The 17,813-nt window shown below is 72.4% G+C and carries 15 protein-coding genes; 10 read left to right on the top strand and 5 right to left on the bottom strand.

Annotation, left to right across the window (positions count from 1 at the left end; all coding sequences use genetic code 11):
* The first annotated feature begins 144 nt into the window (after positions 1 to 144).
* The 5 genes from ACLJOU_RS04520 (at position 145) to ACLJOU_RS04500 (ending at position 4,517) form a co-directional block, all read left to right on the top strand.
* Complete coding sequence (locus ACLJOU_RS04520; protein ID WP_410563387.1) at positions 145 to 1,110, top strand: hypothetical protein; 966 nt, start codon at positions 145 to 147, stop codon at positions 1,108 to 1,110.
* A 4-nt stretch (positions 1,111 to 1,114) separates the two neighbouring features.
* Entirely contained in the window at positions 1,115 to 2,200 is a 1,086-nt protein-coding gene (locus ACLJOU_RS04515) for a pentapeptide repeat-containing protein (protein ID WP_410563385.1), read from the top strand.
* Positions 2,201 to 2,341: 141 nt separating this feature from the next.
* Positions 2,342 to 2,770, top strand: coding sequence for a hypothetical protein (locus tag ACLJOU_RS04510; RefSeq protein ID WP_410563382.1), 429 nt, complete (start codon positions 2,342 to 2,344; stop codon positions 2,768 to 2,770).
* Positions 2,771 to 2,817: 47 nt separating this feature from the next.
* Positions 2,818 to 3,912 carry a sensor histidine kinase gene (locus tag ACLJOU_RS04505; protein ID WP_410563380.1) on the top strand — a complete coding sequence of 365 codons (1,095 nt, stop codon included), beginning with the start codon at positions 2,818 to 2,820 and terminating at the stop codon, positions 3,910 to 3,912.
* Positions 3,909 to 4,517: a response regulator gene (locus ACLJOU_RS04500; protein WP_410563377.1), complete on the top strand. Its 609-nt coding sequence runs from the start codon at positions 3,909 to 3,911 to the stop codon at positions 4,515 to 4,517. Before ACLJOU_RS04505 ends, ACLJOU_RS04500 begins: the two co-directional genes overlap by 4 nt.
* 35 nt (positions 4,518 to 4,552) lie before the next feature.
* Here the strand turns inward: ACLJOU_RS04500 and purL are convergent, their stop codons facing one another.
* Entirely contained in the window at positions 4,553 to 6,859 is a 2,307-nt protein-coding gene (purL, locus tag ACLJOU_RS04495; RefSeq protein WP_410563375.1) for a phosphoribosylformylglycinamidine synthase subunit PurL, read from the bottom strand.
* Between the two features lie 389 nt (positions 6,860 to 7,248).
* Between purL and ACLJOU_RS04490 the strand changes: the two genes are divergently transcribed.
* The 3 genes from ACLJOU_RS04490 to ACLJOU_RS04480 all read left to right on the top strand — a co-directional run bounded on the left by ACLJOU_RS04490 (position 7,249) and on the right by ACLJOU_RS04480 (position 11,274).
* Positions 7,249 to 8,883: an ABC transporter ATP-binding protein gene (locus ACLJOU_RS04490; RefSeq protein WP_410563372.1), complete on the top strand. Its 1,635-nt coding sequence runs from the start codon at positions 7,249 to 7,251 to the stop codon at positions 8,881 to 8,883.
* Positions 8,880 to 10,622: an ABC transporter ATP-binding protein gene (locus tag ACLJOU_RS04485; RefSeq protein ID WP_410563369.1), complete on the top strand. Its 1,743-nt coding sequence runs from the start codon at positions 8,880 to 8,882 to the stop codon at positions 10,620 to 10,622. The genes ACLJOU_RS04490 and ACLJOU_RS04485 overlap by 4 nt, the downstream gene beginning before the upstream one ends.
* A gap of 223 nt (positions 10,623 to 10,845) precedes the next feature.
* Complete coding sequence (locus ACLJOU_RS04480) at positions 10,846 to 11,274, top strand: pyridoxamine 5'-phosphate oxidase family protein (RefSeq protein WP_410563366.1); 429 nt, start codon at positions 10,846 to 10,848, stop codon at positions 11,272 to 11,274.
* A gap of 91 nt (positions 11,275 to 11,365) precedes the next feature.
* On the opposite strand, the gene purQ is transcribed toward ACLJOU_RS04480, so the two are convergent.
* A complete protein-coding gene (purQ, locus tag ACLJOU_RS04475) occupies positions 11,366 to 12,043 on the bottom strand; it encodes a phosphoribosylformylglycinamidine synthase subunit PurQ (protein ID WP_410563364.1) in 678 nt (225 codons plus the stop codon).
* Positions 12,040 to 12,279 (bottom strand): phosphoribosylformylglycinamidine synthase subunit PurS, encoded by a 240-nt coding sequence (gene purS, locus ACLJOU_RS04470; RefSeq protein WP_003056885.1) that lies wholly within the window; start codon positions 12,277 to 12,279, stop codon positions 12,040 to 12,042. The genes purQ and purS overlap by 4 nt, the downstream gene beginning before the upstream one ends.
* Before the next feature lie 155 nt (positions 12,280 to 12,434).
* Between purS and ACLJOU_RS04465 the strand changes: the two genes are divergently transcribed.
* Positions 12,435 to 14,009, top strand: coding sequence for a GMC family oxidoreductase (locus ACLJOU_RS04465; RefSeq protein ID WP_410563361.1), 1,575 nt, complete (start codon positions 12,435 to 12,437; stop codon positions 14,007 to 14,009).
* Between the two features lie 129 nt (positions 14,010 to 14,138).
* On the opposite strand, the gene ACLJOU_RS04460 is transcribed toward ACLJOU_RS04465, so the two are convergent.
* A complete protein-coding gene (locus ACLJOU_RS04460; RefSeq protein WP_410563358.1) occupies positions 14,139 to 15,635 on the bottom strand; it encodes an aldehyde dehydrogenase family protein in 1,497 nt (498 codons plus the stop codon).
* A 33-nt stretch (positions 15,636 to 15,668) separates the two neighbouring features.
* On the bottom strand, positions 15,669 to 16,814 hold the full coding sequence (locus ACLJOU_RS04455) for an MFS transporter (RefSeq protein WP_410563356.1): 1,146 nt from the start codon (positions 16,812 to 16,814) through the stop codon (positions 15,669 to 15,671).
* 61 nt (positions 16,815 to 16,875) lie between these two features.
* Here ACLJOU_RS04455 and ACLJOU_RS04450 point away from each other — a divergent pair, with 61 nt between their 5' ends.
* On the top strand, positions 16,876 to 17,808 hold the full coding sequence (locus tag ACLJOU_RS04450; RefSeq protein WP_410563353.1) for a DUF5937 family protein: 933 nt from the start codon (positions 16,876 to 16,878) through the stop codon (positions 17,806 to 17,808).
* The last annotated feature ends 5 nt before the right edge of the window (positions 17,809 to 17,813 follow it).

Raw genomic sequence — 17,813 nt, 5'->3', positions numbered from 1 at the left:
GCTTCGCGCCGACACGACCGGGAGCCGGTTTCATGCCGTACCGTCCGAGCTTGCAGAATTGCTGCAGCCACGTCATGGGGGAACCGCACGCGCCCACCGGACGTCGGAAGCGCACGAACCTCCAGCGCCCGGAAGGCACGAGAGATGACCTACCCGCCTCAGCCGGGCCAGCCCGGCCAGCCCGACCCGTACGGCCAGCCGCAGTCCGGTGGCTTCCAGCAGCAGGGCGGGTGGGACCCCAACCAGCAGCAACAGCCGTACCCGACCCAGCAGTACCCGCAGCAGGGCTGGGACCCGAACCAGCAGGGTTACCCGCCGGCCTCGGGCGGCTTCCCGGCGAACCCGCAGCCGGCGTGGGGTGACCCGTACGCGCAGCAACAGCACCAGCAGGCGTGGGGCGACCCCGCCACGCAGCAGGCGTGGACGGACCCCAACGCGCAGCAGCAGTCGGCGTGGGCGGACCCGAACGCGCAGCAGTACGGCCACCAGGCCTGGGACCCGAACGCGGGCGGCCAGGTGTCCGGCTGGGACCCGGCGACCGGCGGCTACACGCAGGGCTTCGGCGGGCCGCCCGCGCCGCCCAAGAAGAGCAGGACCGGGATGTGGATCGCCATCGGCGCCGCCGTGGTCGTGCTCCTCGCCCTGGTGGGCATCACGGGGTTCGTCGCGCCCGGGTTCTTCCTCTCGAAGGACGACACGAACACGGCCGCGGCCCCGTCGTCGAGCACGTCGGCCAAGCCGTCGACGTCGAGGCCGACGGCCAAGAAGTCGACGATCCCGGCCCCGCCGCCGCCGACGTCCGACGGTGGCGGGGGCGGCGGCGCGGACGCCAAGACCGTGCTGCAGGGCTTCATCGACAAGCTGAACGCGGGCGACAACGCCGGCGCCGTGGCCCTGGGCTGCGCGGACTCGAAGGACCTGCTCAGCTCCTGGCTCGACACGTTCCTCAAGCCGCCGCTGAAGCTGCAGCTCGGCGACGTGCCCGCCGACAAGTACCTGGTCGAGGGCGAGGTCACCGGCACGTCCGCCGGCAAGCCGGTCAAGGGCACGCTGAGCGCGACCAACTTCGACAAAAAGGGCTTCTGCGTCAGCACGATGCTGGTGTCCTGAGCCGGTGAAGCCGTGGCGATCACCGCTGGCGTGGACGTTCCTCGCGTCGGTGGTGCTGCTGCTCGGGGTCGGCGGCTGGCTGCTGACCGACCCCGCCACCAGCCGCAGTGACGCGCTGAAGACCGGCGGCCTCGCGGGCGGCGCGGTCGTGGCGCTGTACGCCCTGTGGCTGAACGACCGGCGGCGCCGGGTCGAGGAGCGCCGCCAGGACATCGAGCGGCAGCGGCACGAACTCGAGGCACAGCGCGCGGAACAGGACCGCGAGCGGGTCGCCGACGAGCGGTTCGCGAAGTCGGTCGAGCTGCTGGGGCACGCGGCCGATCAGGTGCGGGTGGGGGCGTTGCACGCGCTGGCGGGGCTGGCGCGGAGCCGGCCGGAGTACACGCAGACGGTGCTGGACGTGCTCTGTTCCTACCTGCGGCGCCCGTTTTCCCGCACCCCGCCTTCGGATGCCGACCCGAAAACGGAATCCGACCCGGACGAGGAGCGCGAGCTCACGGTCCGGCTCACCGCGCAACGGCTGATCGGGGAGCTGCTCCCCGCCCGCGACGCACCGGGGCCGGCCCACGACCTGGACCTGACCGGCGCCCGGCTGCAGTACCTCGACCTTTCGGGCAAGCTGGTCGGCGGCCTGCTGCTGCGGTACGCGTCCCTGCACAGCAGCACCAACCTCAGTGGCTGCCGCTTCACCGGCCCGGTGTACTTCACCGCCGCGGGCACCGAATCCGGTCGCCAAGTGGGCTACTTCCGTTGCCGTGGCGCGGTTTTCGAAGACCGCGCGTGGTTCAGCGGGACGAAGTTCGCCGAGGCGGCGGACTTCACGGAGACGACGTTCGCCGGGCCGGCCAACTTCAAGGACGCGAACTTCGGGGGCGACGTCGAGTTCACCGGGGTGCACGTGCGGGACTCGCTGGACCTGCGGCGGGCGCGGTTCAGCGGGCAGACCGACCTGCGGTTCGCCTCGCTGCCGGAGTCAGTTTCGCTGTACAACACGTTGGTGCGCAGCGAAAAAGAGGTGCGGCTGCCGGCGGCTTGGGTCGTCGAGGAACTGCGCGACGGGGACGCGCGGGTGGTGGCCAAGGCGGGCTGAGCAGCCCCGATTCCCACCGCAGCGGAGGGGGCTGACGGTTTCCGGCGGCGGCGGCCGATGTCCGGCTTCTGACAGATGTCACGACGAGCCGGTGGACAACGTCGCTACCAGCGGAAACGCCTGGCCTGCAGGATTCGGGGCATGACGAAGCAGACCGGCCCGACCGTGACCGTGACCGACTCCGACGCCCGCGAGAAGCTGCACATCGCCAAGGTGCTGCTCGGTGGCTACGCCACCGTGAGCGTGCTGACCCTCGTGGCGATCGTGGTGCTCAGCGGCCATCCCGATCTCGTGACCGATGCCGTGTGGGTCCGCGGCTTGATCCTCGCCATCGCCGCGCCGATCACGTTCGCGCTCGGGGTGTCCATGGCCAAGGGCTCGCGCAACAACCACCGCCGGGTGCGGATCATCACGGCCGTCCAGGTGGTGGCGATCCTCGTGATCGAGGCCATCCCCGGCTCCTTCCCGATCTGGTTCAAGATCGAGAACGGGGTCTGCGCCGCGCTGCTGATCATCGTCGTCCTGCTGACCTTCGCCCCGTCCGTGCGCGCCACCTTCGCCGCCCGGTGACCTCGGCGTCCGGCCGGCCGCACCCGGGTGGCGGTACGGTCACCGACGTGGACGAGGGGCGGGAAGCCGCGGACCTGCGCGGCCTGGACGAGCGACGCCGGCTGCTGCTCTCCCTGGGGATGCTCTGCTACCCGTTCCTGGCCGGCGCCGGCCTCGCGCAGTACACGCGCGGCCCCGGCCTCGTCGCCGGGTACCTGCTGCTGGCCGGCATCTCCGGGTGCTACCTGGCCATCGTGGTGGCCGCGATGCGCTCGGCGTGGCGGCGCTACTGGTGGCTGCTGGGGGTGCTGACGGCGCTGGCCGTGCTGGTCGCGCCGCTGGCCCACGAGTACGTGCTCATCCTCGTCGCGGTGATCGTGCCGTCGGCGGCGACGCGGGTCGGCGTCCGGGCGGCGGCGGTGCTCGTGGTGCTGGGCGCCGCGGCGTGCGTGGTCGTACCGCTGGTGGTGCCCGGCTGGAGCACCGGCCCGAGCTGGTACTACGCGGTGGCCGTGGTGTTCACCACGCTGCTGGTCCACGCCTTCAGCCGCACGGCCACGGCCAACCAGCAGCTGCGCGAGGCGCGGGCCGAAGTGGCCAGGCTGGCTTCCGAGGCCGAGCGCAACCGGATCGCCCGCGACCTGCACGACCTGCTCGGCCATTCGCTCACCGCCATCACCGTGAAGAGCACTCTGGCCCGGAAGCTGGCCGCGGGCGCACCGCCGGCGGCGCTGGCCGAGATGGAGTCGGTGGAGCAACTCTCCCGGCAGGCCCTGGCGGACGTGCGGGCGGCGGTGTCCGGCTACCGGGAAGTCACGCTCGCCGGCGAGCTCGCCCGTGGCCGGGAACTGCTGCGCGCGGCGGGGGTGGTCGCCGACCTGCCCACCGCCTACGAGGGGGTGCCGCAGGAGCGGCAGGAACTGTTCGGCTGGGTGGTCCGGGAGGGGTTGACGAACGTGGTGCGACACGCACGCGCCGGCCGGTGCACGGTGGAGCTCACCGCGTCCTCGGTGGAGGTGCGTGACGACGGGACGGGCGGCCCGGCGGGCGCCGGGTCCGGGTTGGACGGTCTGCGCGCCAGGGTGGCCGCGGCCGGTGGCGTGCTGACCGCCGGCCCCGCGCAGCCCCGCGGGTGGTCGCTGCGGGCGGAGGCGCCGGCATGACGATCCGGCTGCTGCTCGCCGACGACCAGGCGCTGATCCGGCAGGCCCTGCGCGCCCTGCTCGACCTCGAACCGGACTTCGAGGTGGTGGCCTCGGTCGGCCGCGGTGACGAGGTCACGGCCGCGGCCCTGGCCCACCACCCGGACGTGGCGCTGCTGGACATCGACATGCCGGGGCTGGACGGCTTGGCCGCGGCCGCGGTGCTCACCGCACAGGCGCCCGGCTGCCGCGTGATCATCCTGACCACCTTCGGCCGCACCGGCTACCTCCGCCGGGCCATGGAAGCGGGCGCCGTCGGGTTCGTCGTCAAGGACGCCCCGGCCGACACCCTCGCCGACGCCGTCCGGCGGGTGGCGGCCGGCGAGCGGGTGGTGGACCCGGCACTGGCCGCGGCGACGCTGGCGGCGGGCGAGTCGCCGCTCACCGCCCGCGAACGCGACGTCCTGATCGCGGCTCGTTCCGGCGCCACCGTGGCCGAGATCGCGGCCCGGCTGTACCTCGCCGAAGGCACCGTGCGGAACTACCTGTCCGGGGCCACGACCAAGACCGGCACCCGCAACCGGATGGAAGCCCTGCGGGTGGCCGACGAGCGCGGCTGGCTGTGACCCCGGCCCTGCTTCGGCAGGGCCGGGGTCCGCCGTCAGTCGAACAGGGCCGGGAGGGTGCTCTCCCAGGCCGCGCGCAGCTCGTCGAGCGTGAACTCCGTGATGCCCTGCAGCTCCAGCGTGCCCGACTCCGGGTCCACCACGCCGGTTTTGCGCCACGGCAGGCCGCGCGCGGTGCACATCTCGGTGAAGCGGAGTTCTTCGGTGCGCGGGACCGCCACCAGCACCCGGCCCGCCGACTCGGAGAACAGCTGGACGAAGGGGTCCTGGTCCGCGTCCAGGAACACCCGGGCGCCGCACTGTCCGATGAGGACGGTCTCCACCAGCGTCTGGACGAGGCCGCCGTCGGAGAGGTCGTGGGCCGCGGAGATCATCCCGTCGCGGGAGCCCGCCACCAGGATCTCGCCGAGGAGTTTCTCGCGGGCCAGGTCCACGCGCGGCGGCACGCCGCCGAGGTGGCCGTGCAGCTCGCGGGCCCAGGCCGAGCCGTCCAGCTCGTCGTGCGTTTCGCCCAGCAGCAGCAGGGTTTCGCCGGCTTCGGCGCCGATGCCCGTCGGGATGCGGCGGGTGACGTCGTCGATCACGCCGAGGACGCCGATCACCGGGGTGGGCAGGATCGCCGTGTCACCGGTCTGGTTGAAGAAGCTGACGTTGCCGCCGGTGACCGGGATGCCCAGCTCGACGCAGCCGTCCGCCAGGCCGTGCACCGCCTGCTCGAACTGCCACATCACGCCCGGGTCGGTCGGGGCGCCGAAGTTCAGGCAGTCCGACACCGCGACCGGCGTCGCGCCGCCCGTCGCCACGTTGCGGTACGCCTCGGCCAGCGCCAGCTGCGCGCCGCGGTACGGGTCGAGGTACACGAACTTGCTGTTGCAGTCCGTCGCCACCGAGACGCCGCGGCCGCTCGACTCGTCGATCCGGATCATGCCCGAGTCCGACGGCTGCGCCAGCACGGAGTTCCCGCGCACGTACCGGTCGTACTGCGAGGTCACCCATTCCTTCGACGCCTGGTTCGGCGCGGAGATGAGCTTGAGGACGTCCGCGCGCAGTTCGTCCGGAGTGGACGGACGCGGCAGCTTCGCCGAGGTGTCCGCGATCAGTGCGTCCTGAGTGGACGGACGCTCGATCGGCCGGTCGTACACCGGGCCCTGGTGGGCGACCGTGTGCGCCGGGACGTCGACGACGACCTCGTCGTGCCAGGTGATGACCAGGTGCTCGCCGTCGGTGACCTCGCCGATGTCGGTCGCGATCACGTCCCACTTGCGGCAGACCGCCATGAACGCCTCGACGTTCTCCGGCGAGACGACCGCGCACATGCGCTCCTGCGACTCGCTGGAGAGCACCTCGGCGGGCGTCATCCCCGTGGCGCGCAACGGAACGCGGTCGAGGTAGATGTGCATGCCGCCGTCGCCGGCGGCGGCGAGCTCGGACGTCGCGCAGGACAGCCCGGCGCCGCCGAGGTCTTGGATGCCGACGACCAGCTTCTGCGCGAACAGCTCGAGGCAGCACTCGATGAGCACCTTCTCGGTGAACGGGTCGCCCACCTGGACGCTCGGCAGCTTCTTGCGGCCGGACGCCGACTCGTCACCCGAAAAGGTGTCACTCGCCAGGACGGAAACGCCGCCGATGCCGTCGAGGCCGGTGCGCGCGCCGAACAGGATGATCTTGTTGCCGGTGCCGGAGGCGAACGCCAGGTGCAGGTCCTCGACGCGCATCGCGCCGACGCACAGGGCGTTGACCAGCGGGTTGCCGGAGTACGACGGGTCGAACACCAGCTCGCCGCCGATGTTCGGCAGGCCGAGGCAGTTGCCGTAGCCGCCGACGCCGGCCACGACACCGGGCAGCACGCGCTTGGTGTCGGGGGCGTCGGCCGGGCCGAAGCGCAGCGCATCGGCGACGGCGAGGGGCCGCGCGCCCATGGCCATGATGTCGCGGACGATGCCGCCGACGCCGGTCGCGGCGCCCTGGTACGGCTCCACATAGGACGGGTGGTTGTGGCTTTCGACCTTGAAGGTGACGGCCCAGCCCTCGCCGATGTCGACGACGCCGGCGTTCTCGCCGATGCCGGCCAGCATCTTGGCCTTCATCTCGTCGGTGGCGGTCTCCCCGAAGTAGCGCAGGTGCTTCTTGGAGGACTTGTACGAGCAGTGCTCGCTCCACATGACCGAGTACATCGCCAGCTCCGCGTCGGTGGGCCGGCGGCCGAGGATCTCCCGGATGCGGGCGTACTCGTCGTCGGCGAGGCCCAGTTCGCGGTAGGGCTGGGTGTGGTCCGGGGTCGCCCCGGCGCGCTCGGTGGTGTCAACGGTGCTGGTCACGGTGTCCGTGTCAGGGTTCGCCACGGCCGTCAGGATACGTGCCGCCCGGTGGTGGGCCGGACGGTGGGCCGCCGAAGACGGACGAGCCCGCGCGGGTGTGACCGGCGCGACATCGGACGGCCGCAAGCGCCCCAATGTGGCCTTCGGTGCGTCAGACGCACCCAAGGCGGCCTTCGGTGCGTCTGACGCAACCAAGGCCGCCTTGGGGCGCTTGGGTGGCTGGGGACAACTCGGGGAGTGGGCGCGCGTTGTGGACAACTCGGGGTGTGGCTTGGGCGAGGGGCGGGAATTGTCGGTGGTCGCGAGTAACGTTGAAACCGGGGGTCCCCCGAGGGCGGCGGCCGCCGGCAGCGGGGTGCGTGGGCCGGAAAATCGGTCGCCTTCGGCTGGTTGGCGGCTTACCGTCGGAAATCGTGCTTTCCGCCACCTATCCCTTTCCGCCGCTGCGGCTGCCCGCGCGGCCGACCGCGGGCCGCTTCCTGCTCGCCGTGTTCCGGGCCCGGCTCGGCACGGTGCTCGGGGCGGCCGCGATCGGTGTCGTCTGGGCGCTGCCCGGTGCGCTGTTGCCGCTGGTCGTCGGCCAGGGCATCGGTGCCATCGGCGCGCACGACGGCGCCGCCGTCGTGCGGTGGGCGCTGGTCGCGGCCGCTCTGGGGCTCGTGCAAACCCTCTTCGGGACCTGGCTGCACTTCCTCAACTACGGCCTGTGGCTGCACGGCGCCGGCTCGACCCAGCGGATCGTGTCGGCGCACACCACGCGCGTCGGCGCCGGGCTGCGTCAACGGACCACCACCGGCAACCTCGTCGCGATCGCCACGACGGACATCAACCACATCGGCAACACCGTTGAGATGACCGGCCGCGCGGTCGGCTCGCTGCTCGCGTTCGTCGTGGTGGCGGCGTGGCTGATCTCGACGTCACCGCTGCTCGGCGTGGTCGCGCTGGTCGGCGTGCCGGTCGCGGTGCTCGGCATCGGGCCGCTGCTGGCCCCCCTGCAGAAGCGCAAGGCGAAGCAGCGCGAGAAGCGTGGCGACGTCAACGCGCTCGGCGCCGACATCGTGTCCGGCCTGCGGATCCTGCGCGGCATCGGCGGCGAGCGGCGGTTCTTCGCCCGGTTCCGCGAAACGAGCCAGCGGGTGCGGCGGGCCGGCGTCGAGGTCGGCAAGGCCGAGGCGTGGCTGGCCGCGGCGGAGATCGCGCTGCCGGGCCTGGTCACCGTGGTGATCACCTGGCTCGGCGCGCGGCTGGCCGTGGCCGGCTCGATCGACGTCGGGCAGCTGGTGGCCTTTTACGGCGTTTCGGCGTTCCTCATCTGGCCGGTCAACGCCGCGACGGAGGCCGTCGGGTCGATCACGTCGGGCCTGGTCGCCTCGCGGAAGGTCGTGGCGCTGCTGGCGATCCGCCCGAAGCTGGCGGACCCGGAGACGCCGGTGCCGCTGCCCGGCGGACCGCTGGAGCTGGTGGACACCGAGTCCGGCGTGCGCGTCGCGCCCGGCCGGCTTACGGTCGTGGACTTCGGCGCCGGCGGCGAAGCGGTGGCCGACCGGCTGGCGCGGTTCGCCGATCCGGCCGAGGGCGAAGCGGTGCTGGTCGGCGGGGTCCGGGCGGACCAAGTGGCGCTCGCGGAGCTGCGGCGGCGGATCGTCTACGCGCACAACCAGGACATCTGGTTCTCGGGCGTGCTGCGCGAGCAGCTCGCGCCGGCGCGGCCGGGCGGCGTCAGCATCACCGAAGCGCTCTACGCGGCCGACGCCGACGACATCGTCGAGGCGCTGCCCGACGGCGTCGACGAGGTGATCGGCGAGCGCGGCCGCGAGGTGTCCGGCGGCCAGCGGCAGCGGCTGAACCTGGCCCGCGCGCTGGCGACCGACGCCGACGTCCTGGTGCTCGACGAGCCGACGTCGGCGGTGGACGCGCACACGGAGGCCCGCATCACCGAACGCGTCGCCGCGCTGCGGCGCGGCCGGACGACGGTGGTGTTCAGCCAAAGTCCTCTGTGGACACATGTGGCGGATGAAGTCTTCACGGCGAAGGCGGTGACGGTATGAAGCGGCTCCCCACGGCGGACCGGCGGGACGTGCGCCGCTGGACCCTGCGGACGGCGCGGGTCCACAGGCGCGAGTTCGGCCTGCTGCTGGGCTCGCTGGCCGTGGCCACGCTGATCGGCCTGGCCGGGCCGCAGCTGCTCGGCTCGCTCGTCGACGACGTCGCGGCCGGCACCACGACCGGGCACGTCGACCTGCTCGCGGTGGCGTTCGTCGGCATCCTGCTGCTGCAGGCGCTGGCGCGGAAGATCGCGCGGATGCGCGGCGCGGTGTTCGGCGAGCTCGTGCTGGCCGAGACACGCGAGGAGTTCGTCGGAACGGCGCTGCAGCTGCCGCTCGGCACGGTCGAGGCGGCGGGCACCGGCGACCTGCTCAGCCGGGCCACCACCGACCTCGGCCGGATCGACCACGCCGCGCGGTTCGCGGCACCGGAGATCCTGGTCGCGGCGGTGACCGTGGTGTTCACCGTCGTCGCGATGGTGGTGACGTCGCCCCTGCTGTCGCTGGGCCTGCTGGTCGCGCTGCCGCTGCTGGTGCCGGTGACCGTCTGGTACCAGCGGCGGATCCCGCCGGTCATGCAGTGGATGCTCGACCGCTGGGCCGACCTGACCACCAGCGTCCACGAGACCGCGGAGGGCGCGCGCACGACCGAGGCGCTCGGGCTGACCGAGCGGCGGATCGGCGCCGCGTACGACGCGCTGGACCGGAGCATCCACGGCGAACGCCGGATGCGGGCGCTGCAGCTGCGCTGGCTGCCGTCGCTGGAGATCAGCTACGTGCTGCCGCTGGCGGTGATGCTGCTGCTGGGCCTGCTCGCGTACGCGCAGGGGTGGGCCGGGCTCGGTGAGATCACCACGATGCTGCTGTACGTGCAGGGGATGGCGGCGCCGCTGAACGAAGCCCTGTTCTGGCTGGAGGACCTGCAGGTCGCGGCGGCCGCGGCGCGCCGGATCCTCGGCATCCGGTCGGTAGCCGACAACTCTGCGCGCGTGGCCGAGGTGCCGCGCGGGCGTGACATCGACGTCCACGGCGTCCGGTTCGGCTACACCGCCGACCGCGAGGTGCTGCACGGCATCGACCTGCGGGTCCCGCGCGGCGAGCGGCTGGCGATCGTCGGGCCGTCGGGCGCGGGCAAGTCGACGCTCGGCCGGCTGCTGGCCGGCATCGCGGCGCCGTCGGCGGGCTCGGTGCGCATCGGCGGCCAGGACGTCTCGGCGCTGGCCGACGACGTGCTGCGCGGCGAGGTGCTGCTGCTGACCCAGGAGCACCACGTGTTCTCCGGGACCCTGCGGCAGAACCTGGCCCTGCCGGCCCGCCGCGCGGGCGGCGACTGGACGGACGAGGAGCTGACGGCGGCGTGCGCGTCGGCGGGCGCGTCGGACTGGGTCGCGACCCTGCCGTCCGGGCTGGACACGAAGCTCGGACCGGGCGAGCACCCGGTGCCGGCGGCGATCGCGCAGCAGCTGGCGCTGGCCCGCGTGGTGCTGGCGGACCCGCACACGCTGGTGCTCGACGAAGCGACGTCGCTGCTGGACACGGGCTCGGCGCGGGACCTGGAGCGCTCGCTGAACAGCGTGCTCGAGGGCCGCACGGTGATCGCGATCGCCCACCGCCTCCACACGGCGGCGGCGGCCGACCGCGTCGCGGTGGTCGAGGGCGGAAGGATCACGGAGCTGGGCCCGCACGAGGAACTGCTGTCGGCGGGCGGCTCGTACGCCCGCCTGGTGGCGGCGGCGACCTGACCCCGGCTCGGGGAGGACGGATGCGGAGCCGGCCCGCCCCGGGCGTACCGGCGATCTTCCGCCCGACTGTCGAGGAGCGGGTTCGATCGCGGCGCGGACCGCGTGGTGCTGCTGGTGGACCCGAGCTGCCGCTGATCGCCCGGCCGACAGCTGGTTGGTCCGGAATGTCCGGAGCCGTCGACGTGTTGCTCCCCGGAGGATGACCATCTGACTGGGGAGTGACATGTCGTCGTTCGTGATGAGCGTGGCCGAGCGGGAAGCGTTCCTGAGCGGGGTGCACGTGGGCGTGCTCGCCGTGGAGCGGGCCGGGCGGGCGCCGCTGGCGGTGCCGGTCTGGTACGACTACGAACCGGGCGGTGAGCTGCTGATCTGGATGGAGCGCGACACGGTCAAGGACCGGTCGATCCGCGCGGCCGGGCGGCTGAGCCTGGTCGCGCAGGACGAGAACCCGCCGTACAAGTACGTGACAGTCGAGGGCCCGGTGGTGGCGAACGACGAGCCGCCGACGCGCGAGCAGGCGTTGCGGATCGCGAAGCGGTACTGGCCGGACGACCAGGCCGCGGCGTACGTCGACTCAGCGCTCGGTGAACGGTCGGTGCTGGTCCGGGTCCGGCCCGAGAAGTGGCTGTCGAACGACCAGAGCAAGAGCTGACGTGGTCCGGGGCTGTGGACAACTCGCGTCCGCAGCCCCGGAACTGTCGGTGCCCGCCGGTAGCATGGTCACCGGGGGGCGCGGCCCGCCCTCACGCCTTGACGAGCGCGTCGACCGCGCTGAAGAACATGCCCAAGCCGTCGTCCGAAGGGCCGGTCAACGCGTCGATCGCGTGCTCCGGATGCGGCATCAGGCCCACGACCCGGCCGTTCTCGCTGCGGATGCCGGCGATGTCGTTGCGCGAGCCGTTCGGGTTCCCGCCGACGTACCGGAACACCACGCGGCCTTCGCCCTCGAGCTCGTCCAAAGTGGACTGCTCGGCGACGTAGCAGCCGTCGATGTTCTTCATCGGGATGAGGATTTCCGCGCCGGTTTCGTAGCGGGTGGTCCACGCCGTGTTGGTGTTCTCCACCCGCAGCCACTGGTCGCGGCAGATGAAGTGCAGGCCCTGGTTGCGGATCATCGCGCCGGGCAGCAGGCCGGCCTCGCACAGGATCTGGAACCCGTTGCAGATGCCGAGCACCGGCATGCCCGCGCGCGCCGCCTCGATCACCGGCGTCATGACCGGCGCGAACCGGGCGATCACGCCCGCGCGCAGGTAGTCGCCGTAGGAGAAGCCGCCCGGGACGACGACGGCGTCGACCTGGCGCAGGTCCTCGTCCGCGTGCCACAGCGGCACGGCCTCGCCGCCGGCGTAGCGGACCGCACGGGCGGCGTCGCCGTCGTCGAGCGTGCCCGGGAAGGTGATGACCCCGATGCGCGCGCTCACGCGTCCACCCGCTTGATCGTCCACTGCTCGATGACCGGGTTGGCGAGGAAGCCTTCGGCGATCTTCTCCAGCGTGGCGTCGTCGACCGTGTCGTCGACCTCGATCTCGAAGTGCTTGCCCTGGCGGATCTCGGTGATCCCGGTGAACCCCAGGCGGCCGGCGGCGCCGAGCGCGGCCTGTCCCTGCGGGTCGAGGATTTCGGGCTTCGGCATGACGTCGACGACGACTCGGGCCACGGCAGGCTGCTCCTTATTCACGCAGGTCGTGGGTACCCTCCGAGCATAGTTCACCCTCTCGAACCCCTGGCGGGGCCCACCGGGAAACCTAGACTGGCCGAGGGCGCGACGCTGCGCCATGATGAGTCGTTGACATCTCGCCAACAGGAGGCACCGTGGCCGCCCAGGAGTCTTACGACTACGTCATCGTCGGTGCCGGCAGCGCGGGGTGCGTCCTCGCCAACCGCCTCACCGAAGACCCGTCCGCCCAGGTCCTGCTCCTCGAAGCGGGCGCGGAGGACACCGCGGACGAGATTCACATCCCGGCCGCCTTCGCGTCGCTGTTCAAGACCAAGTGGGACTGGAACTACGAGACCGTCGAGCAGAAGCACACGGGCAAGACGTCCTACTGGCCGCGCGGCAAGATGCTCGGCGGCTGCTCGTCGATCAACGCGATGATCTACATCCGCGGCAACCGCGCCGACTACGACGGCTGGCGCGATTCCCACGGCGCCGAAGGCTGGGGCTGGGACGACGTCCTGCCGTACTTCAAGCGCGCCGAGGGAAACCAGCGCCTCGGCGGCCCCCTGCACGGCACCGACGGTCCGCTGCACGTCGAGGACCGCCGGTTCACCCACGAGCTGTCGACCGCCTGGGTCGATTCCGCCGTCGCGTGGGGGCTGAAGCGCACCGACGACTTCAACGGCGAGAGCCAGGAAGGCGCCGGCGTCTACCAGGTGACGTGCAAGAAGGGCCGCCGCTGGTCCACGGCGGACGCCTACCTGCGCCCCGCGCTCTCGCGGCCGAACCTGACGGTGAAGACGTGCACGCCGGCCACCCGGGTCGTCTTCGAGGGCACGCGCGCGGTAGGTGTGTCCTATTTGGAGGGTGGGGTCGAGCGCACGGCGCACGCGTCGACGGAGGTGCTGCTGAGCGGCGGCGCGGTCAATTCGCCGCAGCTGCTGATGGTTTCCGGGGTCGGGCCGGCCGAGCACCTGCGCGAGCACGGGATCGACGTCGTCGCCGCGCTGCCCGGCGTCGGCGAGAACCTGCACGACCACCCGGCGTGCGGGATCATCTGGACGACGCGGGACACGACCGACCTGGTCGAATCCGCCACCCCGCGCGGCCTGCTGCGCTACCAGCTGACCAAGCGGGGGCCGCTGACGTCCAATGTGGGCGAAGCGGGCGCCTTCTACCCGACTACGGACGGCCTGCCGGCGCCGGACATGCAGATCCACGTGGTGCCGACGTTGTTCTACGACAACGCGATGCGCGAATGGACCACACCGGGGTTCACGTCGGCGGCGACGGTGGTGGACGTCGCGAGCCGTGGACGGCTGCGGCTGAAGTCCGCGAACCCGTTGTGGAAGCCGGAAATCGACCCGGCCTACTACGCGGACCCGCGGGACATGGAGACGATGATCGCGGGCCTGCGGGCGCTGATCGAGATCGGGCAGGCGGGGCCGTTGCGGCGGTTCCTGGACAAGCCGTTCCTGCCGGCGCGGCACGACCTGAGCGATTCCGAGCTGGCCGAGCACGTCCGGGAGAACACGCAGACGCTGTACCACCCGGTGGGGACGTGCGCGATCGGGTCGGTGGTCGATCCGCAGCTGCGGGTGCGGGGGGTGGAGGGGCTGCGGGTGGTGGACGCGTCCGTGATGCCGGTGGTGCCGCGGGGGAACACGAACGCGCCGACGGTCATGGTGGCGGAGAAGGCGGCGGATCTGATCCGGGGGCGGTCGGCTTAGCCGCGGCTGCGGCTGCGGCGGTGGGAAGGGCGGCCCTCGGCCCCCCGGTATCCAGTTTACCGGCGCCCACCGACAGTTCCGGGGCGTTCCGGGGTTGTGGACTCGACCTGTCCACAACCCCGGAGCCGCTCAGCGCTTGCCGTGGAGGATCGTCACCAGCTTTGCCACCAGTGCGTCCGTCGAGTCCTTGCGGTTGAACGACGTCAACGTCAACGGGGCCGTGAAGCGCTGGCGGGCGATCGCCTTCGTGCGGGCGAATTCGCGCAGGCCCTCCGGGCCGTGGATGCGGCCGAAACCCGAGTCGCCCACGCCGCCGAACGGGAGTGAGGCGATTCCGGCGAAGGACAGCGGGGCGTTGATCGACGTCATGCCCGTGCGCAGCTTCTCGGCCAGCTCCATGCCTCGGGCCTTGGAAAACACCGTCGAACCCAGGCCGTACTTCGTGTTGTTCGCGTGCTCGACCGCTTCGTCCATGTCGCGGACCTTGGCGATCGTCACCGTGGGGCCGAACGTCTCCTCCGTCACCGCCTCGGAATCCTCCGGGACGTCGACCAGCACCGTCGGCTGCGCGTAGCGGTCGCCGACCGCCGCTTCGCCGCCCAGGACCGCCTTGCCGCCGCGGGCCAGCGCGTCCTGGATGTGGCGCTTGATCACGCCCAGCTGGGACGGCATCGTCACCGGGCCGTACTGAGCCGCCTCGTCCGAGCCCGCGCGGACGTCCTTCGACTTCTCGACCACCTTCGCCACGAACGCGTCGTGGACCTTCTCGTGGACGTACACGCGCTCGACGCCGATGCAGGTCTGGCCGGAGTTGGAGAACGCGCCCCACACCGTGGCGTCGGCGGCCGCGTCGAGGTCGGCGTCCGCGTCGACCAGCACCGGGTCCTTGCCGCCCGCCTCGATGACCACCGGGGTCAGCGTCTCGGCGGCCGCGGCCATGATGCGCTTGCCCGTCGCCGTCGAGCCGGTGAAGGCGATCTTGTCGACACCAGCCCGCACCAGCGCCGCGCCCGTCTCGCCGAAGCCCGTGACCAGCTGCAGCACCGGCTGCTCCGGCACGATCTCGGCGAACGCGTCGACCAGCCACTTCCCGACGCCCGGCGTGTACTCGCTCGGCTTGAACACCACGGCGTTGCCCGCCGCGAGCGCGTACGCGATCGAGCCCAGCGGGGTGAACACCGGGTAGTTCCACGGGCCGATCACGCCGACCACGCCCAGCGGCTGGTACTCCACCGTCGCCGCCTGGTTCGACATCAGCAGCCCGGCCGACCGCTTCTGCTTGCCGAGGACCTTGCGAGCGTGCTTGCCGGCCCACGCGATGTGCTCGATGGCCAGGATGCTCTCCAGCTGCGCGTCGGCGATCGGCTTGCCGGTCTCGTCGCGGACCACCTGGCACAGCTGCGGCAGCCGCCGCGTCAGCACGCCCTTCCAGCCGCGGAGCCGCTCGGCGCGCCCGGCGAAGCCGAGTCCCGCCCACCACTCCGCCGCGACGCGCGCCCGCTCGACGGCCGCTTCGACTTCCTCGGCCGTGTGGATCGGGTACGTCCCGACCACCTCGTCGGTCGCCGGGCTGAGCGAGTCGAAGGTCTCGCCGACCGTCGTCGGCTTCGGCTGGACGGCAGTCATCGGCGTCTCCCGTAGGTCGAGGGTCAGCCCAGGTTACGACGTTACTGACGCGGCGCCAATAGCTCGTGCGGGCTTCCGCACCAGCATTCCACCGGCGATCGCCGCGGCAAAGACACCGAACAACGGGGTGACCCACAGCGGCAGCACGCCGACCGCGAGTGACCCGAGCCCGAAGCCGGCCGCCTGGACCGTGAAGCTCAAGGAGAACCCCGCCGACCTGCGGTTCTTCGGCAGCACGCGCTGCAGGTTCACCGAGGTCGCCGCGACCAGCGGCCCCCCGCACGCACCGATCAGGGCCACCGACGCGACCAGCCCCGGCCAGCCGAGGTCCGCGGCGAGCACCAGGCCGCCGACGACGAACCCGCCGAGGAACAGCCGTGGGTCGCCGGTCTTCCCCCGCCACGCGTAGAGCGCGCTGCCCGCGATGCTCGCCCCGGTCAGCACGGCGATCACCACCGGCGCGGCCGCCGCGGGCGCGCCCAGGCGCTGGACCAGCGGCAACGGCGCGACCTCGATCGCGGACGTCAGCAAGCCGATGGTGAAGGTGCAGCAAAGCCACGGCAGGCAGTCGATCAGCCGCACGGGCGGATCATCGCGCCCGGTTTCCCCCTGATCGAGCGAACTCGTGCGACGCGGGACGAGCAGCGCGGAGGCCACGCACGCGGCGGCCATCGCCCCCAACGGCACGAGCCCACCGGCCAAGCCGAGCAGCGCAACCAGCGCCGGACCGCCGACGAGCACGCCGTCGAGGAGCATCGCGTCGACGGAGACCGCCCGGGGAAGCAGTTCGTCGTCGATCGTGTCGGCGAGGAGCGTCCGGAACCCGCCCGACAACGCCCCGCCCGTGATGCCGGGCAGCACCGCGACCGTGAGCAGCAGCGAGGCCGACGCGCCCGCCGCGGCGACCGCGGTCAAGACGACATACCCGGCTGCGGTCAGGACCAGCAGTGCGGGCAGGCCGCGGGCCGGTCCGATGCGGTCGAGCAGCCGCCCGACCGGCACCGCACCGGCCATCTCGGCGGCGACGAAGACCGACATCAGCACCCCGCCCAGCCGGTACGACCCGGTCGTGGCCGTGGTCAGCAGGGTGAACGCGAGCGGCGCCATGGTCGACGGCAGCCGGGCGAACTGGACGCCCGCCGACCAGCGCCAGTACGCGCGATGGGTGAACAACGACATGCCGGCACGCTCTCGCGGCGGTCTCGTGCGGCACACTGATTCGGGTGAGAGCGAATCAGCCGTGATCGAGCTGGCCCTGACCGCGGCCGGGAGCCAACGCGTCCGCTTCGCGATCTCGCCGCTGGAGGAGGTCCTGGGCGCGGTCCAGACGGTGCTCGGCATCCGGCGGCACCCGGCGCCCCCGCCCTGGCTCTCCGGCCTTCCCGACGTGCCCGAGCTGACCGCGGTGCTGAGCGCCCGGCACTACATCACCGAGTTCCTGAGCCCGCCGCCCGACGGGCCCGAGACGACCGCCGAAGCACAGCTCGCGGTGGTTCGCGCGACGCCGCCTGCACAAGTCGCGCTGGAGCTGGGCATGGTCGACGCGGACCTGTCCGGCCTGCCGTCCGACCCGGCGGCCGCCCGTGACCTGCTCGCCGGCCAGCTGGAGACGGTGTGGCGCGCGCTGTTGGCGCCGCAGTGGCCGCGCCTGCGCGAGCTGCTCGCGGCGGACATCGCGCACCGGACGCGGCGACTGGGTTCGGGTGGCCTCGCCGCGATGCTGGCGGAACTCCACCCGCGCGTCCGCCTTTCGGGGACGTCGGTGCTCGTCGACGTCCGGGCCCGCGAGCGGCTGGCGATCGACTCCCGCGGGCTGCTGTTGCTCCCGGCGGTGTTCGCGTGGCCGAACGTCGGCGTGGTGACGGTGCCGCCGTGGCAGGTGTCGCTGCTGTACCCCGCCCGGGGCGTCGCTTCGCTGTGGACTTCGGCACCTTCGCCGCCGGAGCCGCTGGCGGAGGTGCTCGGCCGGACCCGCGCGTTGTTGCTGACCACGCTCGACCGCCCGGCGGCGACGACCGAGCTGGCCCGCCGCCACGGCCTGGCGGCAGCGACGGTTTCGGCCCACCTCACGGCGTTGCGCGGAGCGGGGCTGCTGGCTTCGGAACGGCGCGGGCACCGGGTGCTGTACCGGCGCACCGAACTGGGTGATGCGGTGCTGGCGGGGAGACTGTGACGGGT

The sequence above is a fragment of the Amycolatopsis sp. cmx-4-61 genome (assembly GCF_046548775.1).
Lineage (GTDB): Bacteria > Actinomycetota > Actinomycetes > Mycobacteriales > Pseudonocardiaceae > Amycolatopsis.
The sequence above is the reverse complement of the archived record's forward strand: the minus strand, read 5'-3'. Positions and strand labels throughout refer to the sequence as shown.